Annotated in this window: 16 protein-coding genes and 1 pseudogene; 9 read left to right on the top strand and 8 right to left on the bottom strand. The window is 65.5% G+C overall.

Going from position 1 to position 16,846, the window contains the following annotated elements; all coding sequences use genetic code 11:
- Positions 1 to 15: 15 nt before the first annotated feature.
- The 6 genes and pseudogenes from BR47_RS0111665 to BR47_RS0111640 all read left to right on the top strand — a co-directional run bounded on the left by BR47_RS0111665 (position 16) and on the right by BR47_RS0111640 (position 6,926).
- Positions 16 to 1,170 carry a spirocyclase AveC family protein gene (locus tag BR47_RS0111665; protein WP_029119627.1) on the top strand — a complete coding sequence of 385 codons (1,155 nt, stop codon included), beginning with the start codon at positions 16 to 18 and terminating at the stop codon, positions 1,168 to 1,170.
- 6 nt (positions 1,171 to 1,176) lie between these two features.
- Positions 1,177 to 2,331, top strand: coding sequence for a spirocyclase AveC family protein (locus tag BR47_RS0111660; RefSeq protein WP_029119626.1), 1,155 nt, complete (start codon positions 1,177 to 1,179; stop codon positions 2,329 to 2,331).
- Position 2,332: 1 nt separating this feature from the next.
- Positions 2,333 to 3,151 carry a CbbQ/NirQ/NorQ/GpvN family protein gene (locus BR47_RS0111655; protein WP_029119625.1) on the top strand — a complete coding sequence of 273 codons (819 nt, stop codon included), beginning with the start codon at positions 2,333 to 2,335 and terminating at the stop codon, positions 3,149 to 3,151.
- An 8-nt stretch (positions 3,152 to 3,159) separates the two neighbouring features.
- Positions 3,160 to 4,833: pseudogene (locus tag BR47_RS0111650) on the top strand (nitric oxide reductase activation protein NorD); the annotation flags it as partial.
- 78 nt (positions 4,834 to 4,911) lie between these two features.
- Positions 4,912 to 5,964, top strand: coding sequence for a phosphotransferase family protein (locus BR47_RS0111645; protein ID WP_029119623.1), 1,053 nt, complete (start codon positions 4,912 to 4,914; stop codon positions 5,962 to 5,964).
- On the top strand, positions 5,961 to 6,926 hold the full coding sequence (locus BR47_RS0111640; protein WP_029119622.1) for an NADPH:quinone oxidoreductase family protein: 966 nt from the start codon (positions 5,961 to 5,963) through the stop codon (positions 6,924 to 6,926). Before BR47_RS0111645 ends, BR47_RS0111640 begins: the two co-directional genes overlap by 4 nt.
- On the opposite strand, the gene BR47_RS0111635 is transcribed toward BR47_RS0111640, so the two are convergent.
- From BR47_RS0111635 to BR47_RS0111600, 8 genes are all read right to left on the bottom strand, one after another.
- Positions 6,923 to 7,423, bottom strand: a complete 501-nt coding sequence (locus tag BR47_RS0111635; RefSeq protein ID WP_029119621.1) for a hypothetical protein — start codon at positions 7,421 to 7,423, stop codon at positions 6,923 to 6,925. The genes BR47_RS0111640 and BR47_RS0111635 overlap by 4 nt on opposite strands.
- On the bottom strand, positions 7,420 to 8,022 hold the full coding sequence (locus BR47_RS0111630) for a TetR/AcrR family transcriptional regulator (protein WP_029119620.1): 603 nt from the start codon (positions 8,020 to 8,022) through the stop codon (positions 7,420 to 7,422). Before BR47_RS0111630 ends, BR47_RS0111635 begins: the two co-directional genes overlap by 4 nt.
- 96 nt (positions 8,023 to 8,118) lie before the next feature.
- Positions 8,119 to 9,267, bottom strand: a complete 1,149-nt coding sequence (locus BR47_RS0111625; protein WP_029119619.1) for an acyl-CoA dehydrogenase family protein — start codon at positions 9,265 to 9,267, stop codon at positions 8,119 to 8,121.
- A complete protein-coding gene (locus BR47_RS0111620; protein WP_029119618.1) occupies positions 9,267 to 10,055 on the bottom strand; it encodes an enoyl-CoA hydratase/isomerase family protein in 789 nt (262 codons plus the stop codon). Before BR47_RS0111620 ends, BR47_RS0111625 begins: the two co-directional genes overlap by 1 nt.
- Positions 10,055 to 11,239, bottom strand: coding sequence for a CaiB/BaiF CoA transferase family protein (locus BR47_RS0111615; protein ID WP_029119617.1), 1,185 nt, complete (start codon positions 11,237 to 11,239; stop codon positions 10,055 to 10,057). Before BR47_RS0111615 ends, BR47_RS0111620 begins: the two co-directional genes overlap by 1 nt.
- The gene (locus BR47_RS0111610; RefSeq protein WP_029119616.1) at positions 11,236 to 11,994 is read right to left on the bottom strand and encodes an SDR family NAD(P)-dependent oxidoreductase; all 759 of its coding nucleotides are present in this window, start codon (positions 11,992 to 11,994) and stop codon (positions 11,236 to 11,238) included. Before BR47_RS0111610 ends, BR47_RS0111615 begins: the two co-directional genes overlap by 4 nt.
- Positions 11,995 to 12,009: 15 nt before the next feature.
- Entirely contained in the window at positions 12,010 to 13,176 is a 1,167-nt protein-coding gene (locus BR47_RS0111605) for an acyl-CoA dehydrogenase family protein (protein ID WP_020102606.1), read from the bottom strand.
- 11 nt (positions 13,177 to 13,187) lie between these two features.
- The gene (locus tag BR47_RS0111600; protein WP_029119615.1) at positions 13,188 to 14,465 is read right to left on the bottom strand and encodes an amidohydrolase family protein; all 1,278 of its coding nucleotides are present in this window, start codon (positions 14,463 to 14,465) and stop codon (positions 13,188 to 13,190) included.
- A gap of 204 nt (positions 14,466 to 14,669) precedes the next feature.
- On the opposite strand from BR47_RS0111600, the gene BR47_RS0111595 reads away from it, so the two are divergent.
- Genes BR47_RS0111595 through BR47_RS0111585 form a run of 3 tightly spaced genes read left to right on the top strand, consistent with a single transcriptional unit; the run spans position 14,670 to position 16,843 of the window.
- Positions 14,670 to 15,200, top strand: coding sequence for a carboxymuconolactone decarboxylase family protein (locus BR47_RS0111595; RefSeq protein WP_020102608.1), 531 nt, complete (start codon positions 14,670 to 14,672; stop codon positions 15,198 to 15,200).
- 4 nt (positions 15,201 to 15,204) lie between these two features.
- Positions 15,205 to 16,512, top strand: a complete 1,308-nt coding sequence (locus tag BR47_RS0111590) for an aromatic ring-hydroxylating oxygenase subunit alpha (RefSeq protein ID WP_029119614.1) — start codon at positions 15,205 to 15,207, stop codon at positions 16,510 to 16,512.
- Complete coding sequence (locus tag BR47_RS0111585) at positions 16,505 to 16,843, top strand: hypothetical protein (RefSeq protein WP_020102610.1); 339 nt, start codon at positions 16,505 to 16,507, stop codon at positions 16,841 to 16,843. Before BR47_RS0111590 ends, BR47_RS0111585 begins: the two co-directional genes overlap by 8 nt.
- Positions 16,844 to 16,846: the final 3 nt, after the last annotated feature.

Below are 16,846 nucleotides of genomic sequence, written 5' to 3'. Positions count from 1 at the left end.
ACTCGAGGAGGCCTCGTGAGTGAAATGCTGAGCAAGAAATCCACTGTTACCGAGTCGCTGGGCGGAACCGCGAATCTCGGTGGCAGCCAAGCCCCGTCGACTCCCGTCAAGATCTGGGCGTTCTTCGGCGGCGCCCTGCTGCTGTTCCAGATCTACGTCTGGACCCGTTGGGTCACCGGGCCGTATTTCGTCCGGGTACCGGCCGGTCCCACCGACCCGCCCACGTTCATGAAGACCATGCTGATGGTGAACTGCGCCTTCATGGTGGTGGGCTTCCCCGCCGCCGTGTGGTGGTTCCTCATCAGGCCGTGGCTCCGCGAGCGGCGCATCACGCTCGACGGCATGCTCTTCGTGTCGTGTGCCCTCTTCTTCTTCCAGGACCCGCTGCTGAACTACTCCAACACCTGGTGCACCTACAACATGTGGCTCTGGAACCGGGGCTCCTGGACGTCGAACATCCCCAGCTGGATCTCGCCGGAATCACCAGGGCATCAAGTCGGCGAACCGCTCCCCATCAACATGCCCGGCTACGGCCTGGTGCTGGCGACGGTGATGGTCGGCTGCTGGGCAATGAAGAAGATCAAGCAGCGTCGGCCGGATATCAGCAATTTCCGATTGGTCCTGGCGACATACGTTTTCTGCTTCTTCTTCGATTTCGTCATGGAAGCGCTGATCCTGTTGCCGATCGGCCTCTTCGTATATCCCGGCGCGATTCGATCGGTGTCGTTCAACGCCGGCACCTACTACCAATGGCCCGTCTATGAAGGGCTGATGTGGGGCGCCGTCATGACCGCGCTGTGCTGTCTGCGGTTCTTCACCGACGACCGCGGCCGCACCGTCGTCGAACGTGGACTCGACCACGTCCGCGGCGGCGTCTTCCGGCAGCAACTGGTCCGGTTCCTGGCGATCTTCGCCGCCTGCAGCGGCGCGTTCTTCTTCTTCTACAACGTCCCCGCGCAGTGGTTCGGCCTCCACGCCGACCCGTGGCCCGAGGACGTCCAGAAGCGCTCGTACTTCAGCCAGAGCGTCTGCGACGAACACACGCCGTGCCCGAACCCAGTGCTGCCCATACCGACCAAGCGCTCCGGCTATATCGATGTCGACGGCAAGCTCGTGCTGCCGCCGGGCAAGGAGATGCCCAAAGACGCTCCCGTACAGGTCGGTAAGTGACGCCGCATGAGTGACCTGTCGCAGAAGAAGGCGGTTGTCACCGAACCGCTCAGCGGAGCAGCACTGGCCGCGCCGTCGCGGATCACGCCCGTACGCATCTGGGCCGCGGTCGGTGGCGCGATCCTGGTATTCCAGCTCTACGTCTGGACCCGCTGGGTGACGGGACCGAACTTCGAGCGGGTTCCCGCCGGTCCGAGCGATCCACCGACGTACATGAAGGCCATCCTGTTCACCTGGACCGGCGTGATCATCGTTGGGCTGCCAGTTGCGTTGTGGTGGTTCATCATCCGGCCCTGGCGGCGCGAGCGGCGCATCACCCTCGACGGCATGCTGTTGATCGCGTGCGGCCTGTTGTTCTTCCAGGACCCGCTGCTGAACTACGTCAACACCTGGAGCACCTACAACACCTGGATGTGGAACCGCGGCTCGTGGGTGCAGGACGTCCCCGGCTGGATGTCGTTCGGCGAGCCCGGCCGCATGATGGCCGAACCGTTCCTGATGAATGCACCCGGCTACTGCTTCGTCCTGCTGTGCACGATGCTGGGCTGCTGGGTGATGCGCAAGGCAAAGGCGAAGTGGCCCACCATCAACACCCTCGGCCTCATCGGCGTCGTCATCGTGTGGACATTCTTCTTCGACTTCGTCATCGAGGGCCTGTTCCTCATGCCGATGGGGCTGTTCACCTATCCCGGCGCCATCAGGGCCCTGTCGGTCAATCCCGGGACCTACTACCAGTGGCCGATCTATGAGGGGCTGATGTGGGGCGGCGTGCAGGCGGGCCTGTGCTGCCTGCGCTACTTCACCGACGACCGCGGCCGCACCTTCGTCGAGCGCGGGCTCGACACCGTCCGCGGTGGCTTTGTCACACAACAGATCACGCGTTTCCTGGCGATCTTCGCGGCCTGCAGCGCGTTCTTCTTCGTGCTGTACAACCTGCCCGCCCAATGGTTCGCCATGCACCAGGACCCGTGGCCCGAGGATCTGCTGAAGCGCTCGTACTTCTTGATGGGGGTGTGCGGCGACGGCACCGACCGGGCCTGTCCCGACCCCTCGATCCCGATCCCGCTGCAGAACTCGAGCTACGTCAACATCCACGGCCAGTTGGTGACGCCGGACGGCGTCACCATTCCGAAAGTCGTTCCTGTCGAGAAGGGCAAATGACGTGTTGAACCACACTTCCGCAGCTGTCAGACCGGTGCCGAGCGCACCCTTCTACCGCGCCGTCGGCGACGAGGTGGAGGTCTTCCACGCGGCAGCCCGCCGGGGTCTGCCGGTACTGCTGAAAGGCCCGACGGGGTGCGGAAAGACGCGCTTCGTCGAGGCGATGGCACACGAACTCGGGCGCGACCTCATCACCGTCGCCGGCCATGAGGACATGACGTCTGCGGACCTCGTCGGCCGATTCCTGCTGAAGGGCGGTGAAACCGTCTGGGTGGACGGACCTTTGACGCGTGCGGTGCGCGAGGGCGCCATCTGCTACCTCGACGAGATCGTGGAGGCACGTCAGGACACCACCGTCGTCATCCACCCCCTGGCCGACCACCGGCGGGAGTTGCCTGTCGACCGCCTCGGCGTCACGTTGCCCGCAGCACCGGGTTTCCAGCTCGTCATCTCCTACAACCCCGGCTATCAGAGCGTCCTGAAGAACATCAAGGAATCCACGCGGCAGCGGTTCGTCGCCATCGAACTCGACTTCCCACCGGCCGCGGCCGAGACGGAAATCGTGATGCACGAGGCCGGCATCGATACCGAAACCGCCCGCAGCTTGGTCAAATTCGGCAACGCGATCCGCAACCTCGATGGCTCACCGCTTCGTGAAGTGGCATCCACCCGCATGCTGATCCTTGCCGGCGAACTCGTCGCCGAAGGACTGAGCATCCGCAGCGCCGTGCAGTCTGCTGTCGTCAAGGTGCTCTCCGACGATCACGACATCGTCCGCGCGCTGGGCGAGCTCGCGGACGCCGTCCTCCCGCGGTCGTGACCGATTCCGCCGGGCCGGAGCGGTTTCGGCTCCTCGCGACCCATGTCGCAGGCCGGCCGGTCGACATCGCCGAGGCCCGGGCGGGCGACGCCGCGTGGACCGACGGCCATGTCATCTACGTCTCGGCCGTGCCGGTGGCACAACAGCGCAACGCGGTACTGGTGCAGAGCGCCCTGCTGGGCGCGGGCAGCCTCGATGCACCCCGGATGAAGGGCTTGCGGGGCCGCACCGCGGTGGCACGCCGCTACCTGGCATTGGAGGGCCGTCGGGTCATCGCGTACCTGGCCCGCGAGCTCCCCCTGGCCGCTGAGCTCGATGTCGGCGAGCCGAGCACCGCCGACGCCGACGAATCGCTGCGAATCGCGAAGGGCCGCAGGGCTGTCGACGATGCACCGGACTGGTTCGGCGTCATCAAGCCCTCTCGGCTGCTGGCCGCGCCGGCGAGTCCGGGCGCGCGGCCCACCGACCAGGACCTCCAACTGAAGTTCGAGGTTCCGGATGTGCACGAGGAACTCGACGACGAGGACGACGACGGGGAATCCGAGGACAGCAAGATCCTCAAGCTCTTCGAAGCGCCCGTGGTCGGTTCCCGGACGGTATCCGACTTCCTCTCCAAGCTGTTCGGCAGTTCGAAGTCGAAGGGCGAGGACGCCGCCGGGGCCGAGATGCAGATCGGGAGCGTGCGGCGCGTGGCCAAGGTTGGTCCCGACGCGCGGCCCCTGCCCACCCAAATCCGGTTCACCGACGACCGCCGTCCGGGTGCCACGCTGGGCGTCGGCGGCGCCCTGTACCCCGAGTGGGACGTCTTCGGGGGCCGATACAAGGAGGATTGGTGCCGGGTCATCGATTTTCCGCTCACCGCCGCCGCCGACGTTTCCGCGGCGGGCGTGCCGCACGACGATGTCCTGCGACGGCGCTTGTCGCGAATCGGGCTCGGTCCCAAAGTTCTTCGCGGCCGGGCCGATGGCGACGAGCTGGACATCGAAGCGCTGATCGATCTGTTCGTCGACCTGCGCTCCGGTTTCTCGCCGCCCGAGCACGTCTATCTGGAGCAGCGCAAGCTCTCTCGTAATCTGGGCGTGCTCATCCTCGTCGACGCCTCGGGCTCGGCCACCGAAACCGACGCCGACGGTCTCGCCGTCCATGAGCACCAGCGCCGCGCGGCCGCCACCATGGCCGCCGTCCTCGAAGAGCTCGGCGACCGCGTCGCCGTCTACGGCTTCCGGTCACAGGGCCGTCATGCCGTCCACCTGCCCGCCATCAAGCCGTTCGGCCAGCGGTTCGGCGCGGTGGGGCGAGCGCGACTGAATCAGCTTGAGCCATCCGGCTATACCCGGCTCGGGGCCGCCATCCGCGGTGCGGGTGAGATCCTCAAGGAGCAGGCCGGCACACCCAATCGGCTGCTCCTTGTATTGTCCGACGGCTTCCCGTACGACGACGGATATGAAGGCCGCTACGCCGAAGCCGACGCTCACAAGGCGCTGGAAGAGCTGCGCATGGACGGCGTTGCCTGCCTGTGCCTTTCGATCGGCGGTGCCAGCGAGACCGAAGCGCTCGAGCGCGTCTTCGGGTCCGCCAGTTATGCCGGCTCCGGCACGCTCGCCGAGTTGAGCCCACGCATGGACGAATTGTTCCTGTCGTCCCTGCGTGAACTGGCCGCACCGAAGCCGGCACGCGGTTGAGGCCACAGATCTCAAGTACTTAACATTTCGCCCCGGGTGCGCTATGACTGAGAGGACGCTCTCGCGTCACAAGGGCGGATGAGTGGGGTATTTGTGATCGACGTTGCGCGCCTTGCCGATTGGCTGGACCGGTCGGAACTACCCGGCGCCGGCGAACCCCTCCAAGCCGACTACCTGTCCGGCGGCACCCAGAACGTCATCTACCGGATCACCCGCGGCGACCACACGTGTGTGCTCCGCATGCCGCCATCGGAGGCGCCCGCCGACCGCGACAAGGGCATCCTGCGCGAATGGCGCATCATCGAAGCCCTCGATGGGACCGATGTGCCGCACACCGCCGCGGTCGGAGTGTGTGAGGACGCGTCGGTGCTCGGCCGGCCGTTCTACCTGATGGGGTACGTCGACGGTTGGTCACCCATGGACCGGCACGGCGTCTGGCCCGACCCGTTCGGTGAGGACATCGAAGCCCGCGCGGGTTTGTCGTATCAGCTGGCCGAGGGCATCGCGCTACTGTCGAAGGTCGACTGGAAAGCCAAGGGACTGCACGATCTCGGCCGACCCGATGGGTTCCACGAACGCCAGGTCGATCGGTGGATTTCGTTCTTCGAGCGCATCAAAGGCCGCGAGATAGACGGCCTGGACGTCACCACCGAATGGCTGCGCAACCACCGGCCGCTCGACTTCATCCCCGGGCTGATGCACGGCGACTACCAGTTCGCCAACGTGATGTACCGGCACGGCGCACCGGCGACCATGGCCGCGATCGTCGACTGGGAGATGGGCACCGTCGGCGACCCCAAGCTCGATCTGGGCTGGATGGTGCAGAGCTGGCCGGAGAACACGCGAGGAGCAGAAGTTGGAGAAGCCACGGATTCCACCGGAATGAACTACGTCGACATGCGTGGAATGCCCTCGCGTACAGCTGTCGTCGACCACTACGCCAAGGTGTCCGGGCGCCAGGTGGACGATTTGGACTACTACCTGGTGCTGGCCAAGTGGAAGCTGGCGATCGTGCTGGAGCAGGGCTTCCAGCGGGCCGGCGACAACGAAAAGCTGCTTGCCTACGGGCCCGTGATCACCGCCCTGATGCGGGAAGCGGCCGAGCTCGCCGAGTCCAGCGACTACCGGTGAAGGCCGTCGTCTGCCCCGAATACGGCCCGCCGGAAGTGGTCCGGATCGACGACGTGCCGCCGCCCACGCTGTCCGCGGGACAGGTCCGGGTCCGGGTGCACGTCGCCGCGGTGAACTTTCCCGACGTGCTGTTCATCGCCGATCGATATCAGGTGAGTGTGCCCGTGCCATTCGTGCCCGGTAGTGAGTTCGCCGGCGTCGTCACCGAAGTCGCCGATGCCGCAGCCGGTTTCGCGGTGGGTGACAGGGTGTCCGGCGCGGCGCTGTACGGCGCGTTCGCCGAGGAGGTGGTGGCGCCCATCCACGGCCTGACCCGAATCCCCGACGGCGTCGACGACCGGACGGCCGCCGCATACGGCGTCGCCCACGGCACCGCCTACCACGCGTTGCGGTCGGCGGCGCAGGTCGGCCCCGGCCAAAACCTGGTGGTGCTGGGCGCCGGCGGCGGCGTCGGGTTGGCGTCGGTGCAACTGGGTGTCCTGCTGGGTGCGACGGTCACCGCCGTGGCATCGTCGGAGGAAAAGCTCTCCACCGCAGCGTCATACGGCGCCGCCCACCTCGTGAACCACCGTTGCCCCGACCTGCGTGGCGCCCTGCGCGACGTCGTCCCCGATGGAGCGCACGCGGTCATCGACCCGGTTGGTGGCGACGCCTCCGAACCGGCGCTGCGGTCCCTGCGGCCCGGCGGGCGCTTCGTCACCGTCGGCTTCGCCTCGGGCGTCATCCCCCGCATCCCGCTGAACCTCGTCCTCATCAAGGGCGCACATGTCATCGGGTTCCAGCTCCGCGACATTCCAGCCGACGAATTCGACCGCAACCGAACGGAACTCGCCGAACTACTGCCCGGCGGCCAGGTGGTGCCCCACGTCGGCGCCGTCTACCGACTCGAGGACACTGCGCAGGCCCTCCGCCTGGTTGCCGACGGCAAGGCCGTCGGCAAGGTCCTCATCGACGTCGGTTAGCTCGCCGGGACCAGGTCGGCGGCGACCGAGGCCATCATGCCGATGCGGAAAGTCTCGACAGAGTTCACCGCCTGCGGAACGCCGCAGGCGGCCAGCGCCTGCGACTTGAATGCCCGTGCTGCAGCGCTCAATTCATGGTGGACGGCGCCGATGCCGTGCAACTCCGCCGGACAGCTCTCGCCCCACAGCGTCACCTCGGTCTGGCCGGCCGCCAGCGCCGCCAGCACGCCTCCGCGGACCCGGGCGTCAGTGTCGAACAGGTGCGCCGCGACGGCCACCGTCTGCGGGTGCGGCCGGCTCCTGGCCTCCACCAATGCCGACTCGAGGTCCTGGGCGTGGACGCCCAGGATCTGCAGCGGGCGGTCGTCCTCGTCGGCGTCAGCGATCAGCACGGTGACATCCCAGCCCGCCGTCACCCGGTCGAACAGCCAGCCGCCGGCATTCTCGACGGCCTCTGCGACCGTGGCGGCGACGACGTCGAGGCGGTAGCGCGTCAGGGGACTGTCGGGGCGAGCTCCCGGCGTAATGACTCGACGTAGTCCTTGAACACGTCCGTCACGGGCATCGAAGGATCGAGCAACCACAATGTCTCCATTCCGTTGACAAAGGCCAAAATCTGTACCGCCTTGATGGCGGGGTCCATGTCGCTGCGATATCGGCCCGCTTCCTGGGCTTCCCGGATGCCGTCGCCGAGGATTCTCAGCGCGGACTGGTAGCGCAGCAGCATGCGGTCGTGCAGCGGGGCGTCGGGCAGGATGTTTTCGATCAGCAGCACGGCGAACGTGCCCACAAGTTCGGGCGATCGCTCGAACCGCTCGGGTACCGTCATGAGCTCTTCGATCAGGTCGCCACTGCGGTCGGCATGGGCGTCGTCGTCGGCATCGCGGGCGTCGAGCACTGCATGCAGCAGTTGCTCCTTGGATTCGAAGTGATGCAGCAGGCCCGCCGGCGTTACTCCCGCCTCGCGGGCGATCTGCGCCAAAGAGGTACTGCGCCAGCCATTTCGGGCAAGCAGGCGTTGCGCGACCTCGAGGATCCGAGCCTTACGATCGTCACCCTTGGCGAAGAGTGCGGCGTAAGGCCGGGGCTCCGTCACGCCCACTCCCTTCGACCGAACCAACCTAGTGAACACACAGTAGGTTGGTTTGGCCGGTGTGACAAGGGTCTCACCGAGATTTGTTCACCGCGTTGTCTACAGACCCAGCGATTTGGCGATGATCAGCTTCATGACCTCGCTCGTACCCGCGTAGATCCGGGCCACGCGGGCGTTCATGTAGAGCCGCGTGATCGGGTACTCGAGCATGTAGCCGTAGCCGCCGAACAACTGGACACAGCGGTCGACCACGCGAGCCTGGACCTCGGTGCAGAACAGCTTCACGCGCGCCGCGTCAGCGCCGGACAACTCACCCGCGTTCAGCTCGACGACGGCCTTGTCGACCATGGTCTGGGCCGCCTCGATCTCGGCCGACATGGCGGCGAGTTCGAACTTGGTGTTCTGGAACGATGCGACCGGCGTCCCGAATGCCTTGCGCTCCTTGACGTAATCGATGGTCGTCGCCACCGCCGCGCGTGCCTGGCACACGGACCCGACCGCGACGGTCATCCGCTCCTGCGGCAGGTTGTGGCCGAGATAGCCGAACGCCTCGCCCTCCTCCCCCAGCAGATTCGCGGCGGGCACCCGCACATCGGTGAAGGCGAGTTCGACGGTGTCCTGCTCCTTGCAGCCCATCTTGTCCAGAACCCGGCCCTTCTCGAATCCCGGCATACCGTCCTCCACGACGACGAGAGACAGGCCGCGCCGGCGGTTCTCCGGATCGGTCGACGTGCGGGCCACCACGATCACCAGGTCGGCCAGCAGCCCGCCCGTGATGAAGGTCTTGGCACCGTTGAGGACATAGCTGTCGCCGTCGCGGACCGCGGTGGTGCGCACGCCGGCGAGGTCGGAGCCCGTCCCCGGCTCGGTCATCGCGATGGCCGTCAGCAGCGTGCCGGCAGCGAGCCCGGGAAACCAGCGGGCACGCTGTTCGTCGTTGGCATAGTGCAGGAAGTACGGCAGGATCACGTCGAGCTGCGTGCGGACCGTCGACAGCGTCACCAGGGCGCGCGCCGCCTCTTCTTGCAGCACCACGTTGTAGCGATAGTCCGGCAGTCCGGAACCGCCGTACTCCTCCGGAATCGCCATCCCGAGCATGCCCAACGCGCCCATCTGCTCGAAGATCGAACGCGGCATCTGGCCGGCCTTCTCCCAATCGGCGAAGTACGGCTCGACCTCCTTGGCGACGAAGTCGCGGACCAACTTCCGGAAGGCCTCGTGGTCTTCGGTGAACAGGTCGCGGCGCATCAGGACTCCAATCTGGGCACGGCCCATCGGCCGGTGAACGTCGGTTCGTGTTTCGCGGCAAAGGCCGCATATGCCGTCGCAGCATCAGTGGTGGCGAAATTGACCGCCTGCGCGCGGGATTCGTTGGCCAGCGCTTCCCGCATCGTGGCATCGGCGCCCTGGTTCAACAACGCTTTGGCCTGGCCGAGCGCGACCGGCGGGCCCGCCGCCAACCGTGCCGCGAGGTCATCGACGAATCCGTCGATCTCCGCCCCGGACACCACCCACGTCACCAGATTGAGCGCCTGGGCCTCGTCGGCGTCGATGGTCTCGGCCAGCAGCGCAAGCCTTTTCGCCTGTTGCAGCCCGACGATCTTGGGTAGCAGCCACGAGCCGCCGAGATCCAGTGACAGGCCGCGCTTCGAAAAGATCTGAGAGAAGCGCGATTCCGGGGTCGCGACAACGAAGTCGCAGCCGAGTGCCAGGTTCCACCCCGCGCCGACGGCGACGCCCGTCACCTTGGCGATGGTGGGCAACGACAGCTCGTGCAGCGCGACCGCGACATCGGTGAGCTTCTGCAGTTTGCGCAGCGGATGGATGTCCTCGGGCTCGGAGATGTCCGCCCCTGAGCAGAAGGCTCCCCCGGCACCGGCGAGTACCAGCGCCCGCAGCCCGGGATCGCGGTCCGCGGCATGTAACTCCTCGGCCAAGCGCACCCACAGTTCCGGGTTGATGGCGTTCTTGCGTTCCGGACGGTTCAGCGTCAGCGTGCGGACACCGTCACGGTCTTCGCGCAGCAGCACACTCATCAGATGACACCGCGCGCGTGCATGCCGGCGATCTCCTCGCCGGTGTAGCCGAATTCGGCCAGGATGGCCTCGGTGTGCTGCCCGAGACCGGGCACCGCACCCATCGAGAACTCGAAGCCGTCGATGATGGGCGGCGGCAAGATGGCTTCGATCGGGCCCGCCGGTGTGTCGACCCGGCGCCAGCGGTCGCGTTCCGACAGTTGCGGGTGCACCAGCACCTCGCTGGGCAGGTTGTAGCGGGAGTTGCCGATGCCGGCGTCGTCGGCGACCTTCTGGATGTCGGCCAGATCGTTGGCGGCGCACCATGATCCGATCGCTTCGTTCAGCACATCGCGGTGTTCACATCGGCCGGAGTTGGTGGCGAACCTCGTGTCGTCGGCGAGATCGGGGCGCGCGATGATGTCGCGCGCCAGGCGCTGCCACTCGCGGTCGTTGGTGGTGCCCAGCACCACGGTCTGGCCGTCGGCCGTGCCGAAGGCCCCGTACGGCGACACCGCGGGCGAGCTCATACCCAGGGGCTGCTGGTCGATGCCGGAATGCTGGGTATAGGTCAGCGGATACCCCATCAGCTCGGCCATGGTGTCGAACAGGCTCACGTTCACGGTCGCGCCGCGGCGCGACCGCCCGTCCCGCGAGAACAGCAGGGCCAGAATCGAAAGCGCCGAGTACAGCCCCGACGAGATGTCCGCGACGGGCGGGCCGGGCTTGGCCGGTGCTCCGGGCTGTCCGGTGATCGCGCAGGTCCCCGATTCGGCTTGCACCAGCAGGTCATAGGCTCGCTTGTGGGACAGCGGCCCGCCGGACCCGTAACCATCGATCTCGACGGCGATCACGTCGGGATGCGACTGCGCGAGGGCGGCGGGTGAAATACCCAGTCGGGCCGTCGCTCCCGGCGCCAGATTCGACACCAGGACGTCGGCGCGGTCCAAGAGCCGGTGCAGCACAGCCAGGCCGTCATCCGTCTTCAGATCGAGCGTCACCGATTCCTTGCCGCGATTCGCCCAGACGAAGTGCGCCGCTTGACCATTGACGACGTCGTCGTAGTCGCGGGCGAAATCCCCGCCGTTCGGGTTCTCCACCTTGATCACCCGCGCACCGAAGTCGGCAAGCGTTCGGGTGCACATCGGCGCCGACACGGCCTGTTCGAGGGCGATCACCGTCACGCCCGAAAGTGGTGCGCTCACATGACCATTCCGCCGTCCACCGGCAGCACCTGGCCGGTGATGTACGACGCGGCATCCGAGGCCATGAAGACGAACGCACCGGCGACCTCGTCGGGATCGGCCCAGCGCTTCATCGGGATGCGGTTCATCATGTTCGCCGCGAACTTCTCGTTGGTGCGGATGGTCTCGGTCATCGGCGTGGCTGCCAGCGGGGCCAGCGCGTTGACCGTGATGCTCTTCGTCGCCAGTTCGCGCGCAAGCGATTTGGTGAAACCGATGATGCCGGCCTTGGCCGCCGAATAGTTGACCTGGCCGAGGGTTCCGGTCAGCCCGGCCGCCGACGTGACGTTGACGATGCGCCCGGTACCGTCCGCCGGCAGGTAGGGCAGCGCGGCCTGCGTGACGTTGAACGCGCCCATCACGTGGATGTCGAACAGCAACCGGAACGCGTCCTGCGTCGTCTTCTCGAACATCGCGGGCTTGGTGACGCCCGCGTTGTTGATCAGGATGTGCAGCTTTCCATCACCCAGTGCCGCCGCCTGCGCGGCGGCGGTATCCGCCGAGCCACGGTCCGCCACGTCGAGTGCGGCGGACTCGGCGCGCCCACCGGCTTCCGAAATACGTTCCGCCACAGCCGCTGCCGCGTCTTTGTCCAGATCGGTGACCAGCACGGCGGCACCCGCGGCGGCCAAGGCGCCGGCCACCGCCGTGCCGATTCCCCCGGCAGCACCGGTGACCAGCGCCGAGCGGCCGGTCAGGTCGAAATACGTCCGCATCAGTAACACTCCGTCTCAATAACTGCGGGGAAGGCCGAGCACGTGTTCGCCCAGGAAGTTCAGGATCATCTCCTGGCTCACCGGCGCGATCTTCATCAGGCGCGACTCTCGGAAGTACCGCGACACGTGATACTCCTCGGAATAGCCCATACCGCCGTGCAATTGCAGGGCCCTGTCGGCCGCGGCGAATCCCGCGTCGGCACAGAGATATTTCGCGGTATTGGCCTCGCGCCCACAGGGTTTGCCGTTGTCGTAGAGCCACGTTGCCTTGCGCAGGATCAGCTCGGCCGCGTCGAGCCGGGCCAGCGAATCGGCCAGCGGGAACTGCAGGCCCTGATTCATGCCGATGGGGCGGTTGAACACGGTGCGCTCGTTGCCGTATTTGACGGCCTTTTCCAGCGCGACCCGCCCGATGCCCAAAGCCTCAGCAGCGATGAGCATCCGCTCCGGGTTGAGCCCGTCGAGGATGTACTTGAATCCTTGGCCTTCCTCACCGACCCGATGGGCCTCGGGCACCATGAGGTCGTCGATGAAGACCTCGTTGGAGCTGACGGCGTTGCGGCCCATCTTGCGGATCGGCCGGATGTCCACGTGATTGCGGTCGAGGTCGGTCAGGAACAGCGTCATGCCGTCGGTCTTCTTGGTGACCTGGTCGTACGGCGTGGTCCGGGTCAGCAGCAGGATCTTCTCCGACTCGATGGCTTTGGAGATCCACACTTTTCGGCCGTTGATGCGGTACTTGTCGCCTTCGCGCTTCGCGAACGTCGTGATGCGTGAGGTATCCAGCCCGGCACCGGGTTCGGTGACACCGAAGCAGACGTGCAGGTCGCCGTTGACGATGCGCGGCAGCGTCTCTTGCTTCATCTCCTCCGAGCCGTGCTTGACGACCGGTTGCATGCCGAAGATCGACAGGTGAATGGCGCTGGCGCCGTTCATCGCCGCCCCGGACCGGGCCACCTCCTCGAGCAACAGCGTCGCCTCGGTGATGCCCAGACCGTGGCCGCCGTACTCCTCCGGGATGGTCATACCGAGCCAGCCGCCCTTGGCGATGGCGTCGTAGAACTCCTGGGGGAATTCGTGCGCCTGGTCCTTCTCCATCCAGTAGTGGTCGTCGAACTTGGCCGCCAACTCCGCCACCGATGACCTGATGAGCTCCTGATCCTCGGACAGCGCGAAGTTCATGCCGGACGGGGTCAACTGTTGGCCTCCGCGGCAGCGTGCAGCGCTTCACCCCGAGCGCCCTGGGCGTGATGGCTCAGTGCCTGGATCGACACGTCGTGTCCCTCGGCCGCCTTGCGCAGCGCGCCCACCGTGGCCTGCTCGCGTGAAATGTGCTGAAACGGATCGAAGTTGTACCAGCGCATCGCGTTCTCGTGGGTGATCTTGTTGATCTCGTCGTCGGGAACACTGTTGGCGGACAACACATCCCACAGTTCTTCCGGCGCACCCGGCCACATCGAGTCGCTGTGCGGGTAGTCGGCTTCCCAACAGATGTTGTCGATCCCGATGTTGTTGCGCAGCGCGACGCCCACCGGGTCACTGATGAAGCAGGTCAGGAAGTGCTCACGGAACACGTCACTGGGCACCTTGCCCTTGAAGTCCTGCTTGGTCCACGTCGAGTGCATCTCGTAGGTGCGGTCCGCGCGCTCGAGGAAGTATGGAATCCACCCGGTACCACCCTCGGACAGCGCGATCTTGAGGTCCGGGTACTCCTTGATGGGCCGCGACCACAGCAGATCCGCGGCGGCCTGCACGATGTTCATGGGCTGCAGGGTGATCATGACGTCCATCGGGGCGTCCGGCGCGGTGACGACCAGCTTGCCCGACGAGCCGATGTGGACGTTCATCACGGTTCCGGTGTCGCACAGCGCTTCCCACAGCGGATTCCAGTACGGGTCGTGGAAGCTGGGATATCCCATGGCAGCCGGATTCTCGGTGAACGTCAGCGCGTGGACGCCCTTCTTGGCCACGCGCCGCACCTCCTGCGCGCACTTCTCGGCGCTCCAGATCACTGGGATGGCCATCGGGATGAAGCGGGCCGGGTAGGCGCCACACCACTCATCGATGTGCCAGTCGTTGTAGGCCTGAACCAGCGCCAGCGAGAAATCCTCGTCCTCGGTCGCGAACAACCGGCCGGCGAACCCGGGAAACGACGGGAAGCAGATGGAGCCCAGGATGCCGCCGGCATTCATGTCCTTGACGCGTTCGTCGACGTTGTAGCAGCCCGGCCGGATCTCGTCGAGCCCCTGCGGCTCGAGTCCGTACTCCTCTTTGGGCCGGCCGGCGACCGCGTTGAGCGCGACGTTCGGAATGACGACGTCGCGGAACTTCCACATGTCGCTGCCATCGGCGTTGTGCACCAGGTGGGGCGCCTCATCGAGGTACTTCGCAGGCAGGTGGTTCTTGAACATGCCCGGCGGCTCGACCAAGTGGTCGTCCACGCTGATCAGGATCATGTCTTCCTTCTTCATTACCAGCCTTCCTCCCGCTTAGTTCTCTACAAATGAAAACTAGCTTCTCGCTACACGAGAATCAACGTCTACGGCCGCAAATACCCGCCGACCAGGCAACACGCCAGCCAAAATTCGGCCCGGCGTTGACCACGGCGACGAAACATGCAAATGTATTAGTCAGAAATGAGAATCCCATTCTCATCGACGAGAGGACCTGGCCTGATGCGCCTCCCCCCGCTTCCCGCAGACCGCTGGGACGACGAGGTCGACAAAGCGTTGGCAGGCCTGGTATCGGACGAGCAGCGCGATCCTGAAAAGGTGAGCAATCTGATCGGCACGCTCGCCCGGCACCCGAAGCTCGCCAGGCCCTACCTCCGGTACAGCTTCTATCTGCTGTACTCCTCGACACTGCCGGACCGGGTCCGCGAACTCGCCATTCTGCGCGTCGCGCACCAGACCGGCAGTGAGTACGAATGGGCCCAGCACGTCAATCTCGGCCGGCAGGTCGGGCTGACCGACGACGAGATCGACGCGGTCACCCGCGGCGAGGCCGGCGACGACTTCGAGCGAGCGGTGCTGATCGCGGCCGACGAACTGCTCGAGAAATACAACCTTTCCGATGCCACTTGGTCAGCGCTGAGCGAGCGGCTCGAAGAGCGTCAGCTCATGGATTTGATGTTCACCATCGGGTCATATGCGGCACTGGCTATGGCTTTCAACACATTTGGCGTAGAGCTGGACAAGGAGACGTAAACATATGGCCCACTTCCCCAAACCCGCTGCAGGCAGCTGGACCGAGAACTGGCCCGAACTGGGCACAGCACCGGTCGACTACACCGACTCCATCGACCCGGAGCAGTGGAGGCTGGAGCAGCAGGCCATCTTCCGCAAGACCTGGCTGCACGTCGGCCGCGTCGAGCGGCTGCCCAAGGTAGGTAGTTACTTCACCCGGGAGATGCCCTCGGTCGGCGCCGGCACCTCGATCATCATCGTCAAAGACAAAGACGAGACCGTCCGCGCGTTCTACAACATGTGCCGGCACCGCGGAAACAAGCTGGTGTGGAACGACTATCCCGGCGAAGAGGTCTCGGGCTCGTGCCGCCAGTTCACCTGCAAGTACCACGCCTGGCGTTACGCGCTCAACGGCGACCTGACGTTCATCCAGCAGGAACAGGAGTTCTTCGACGTCGACAAGGCCGACTATCCGCTCAAGCCCGTGCGCTGCGAGGTGTGGGAGGGGTTCATCTTCGTCAACTTCGATGACGACGCCGCGCCGCTGAAGGAATACCTCGGCGATTTCGCAAAAGGCCTGGAGGGCTATCCCTTCCACGAGATGACCGAGGTCTACAGCTACCGCTCCGACATCAAGGCGAACTGGAAGCTGTTCATCGACGCGTTCGTCGAGTTCTACCACGCACCGATCCTGCACATGAAGCAGGCGACCAAGGAAGAGGCCGACAAGCTCGCCAAGGTCGGCTTCGAGGCACTGCACTACGACATCAAGGGCGACCATTCGATGATTTCGTCCTGGGGCGGCATGAGCCCGCCCAAGGACCTCAATATGGTCAAGCCGATCGAACGGATTCTGCACAGCGGCCTGTTCGGTCCGTGGGACCGGCCCGACATCAAGGGCATTCTGCCCGATGAACTGCCACCGGCCGTCAACCCCGCCCGGCAGAAGACCTGGGGCCAGGACTCTTTCGAGTTCTTCCCCAATTTCACTCTGCTGCTGTGGGTTCCGGGTTGGTACCTCACCTACAACTACTGGCCGACGGGCGTGGACAGCCACATCTTCGAGGCGAACCTCTACTTCGTCCCGCCGAAGAACACGCGGCAACGACTGTCGCAGGAACTGGCCGCGGTGACGTTCAAGGAGTACGCCCTGCAGGACGCCAATACCCTGGAGGCCACCCAGACGCAGATCGGCACGCGGGCGGTCACCGAATTCCCGTTGTGCGATCAGGAGATTCTGCTGCGCCACCTGCATCACACGGCGCACAAGTATGTCGACGAATACAAGTCCGAGCAGTCGGTGAAGACCAACGGGAGAGTTGCGCATGTCTGAGACCCCTTTGCTTCCAGCCGAATTTGCCGATCTCGAGCGATTCTCCGACTGGATTCTCGCGACCGAACCCGAGCGCTACGCCAAGCGGCTGGCGTCCAGCATGGCCGAGATGCAGGACCTCTACGACGTCGGCATGGCGCGGCTCGAAGAGGTCATGGTCTACCTCGATGCCCGATTCCCCTTGCACGACATGCCGGATGACGCCAAGCGGTTGATGCATCTGATGCAATCGGTCGTCATGGTGTCATTCCCGGTCGAGGTGTGGAAGCAACCGCGTGTCCTCGACAGCGGGGCCGCATGGGTCGAACTGGTGCGAGAGCCGGTGGTCTAGACG

The sequence above is a fragment of the Mycobacterium sp. UNC410CL29Cvi84 genome (assembly GCF_000686745.1).
In the GTDB taxonomy this organism is placed as follows: domain Bacteria; phylum Actinomycetota; class Actinomycetes; order Mycobacteriales; family Mycobacteriaceae; genus Mycobacterium; species Mycobacterium mucogenicum_B.
The sequence above is the reverse complement of the archived record's forward strand: the minus strand, read 5'-3'. Positions and strand labels throughout refer to the sequence as shown.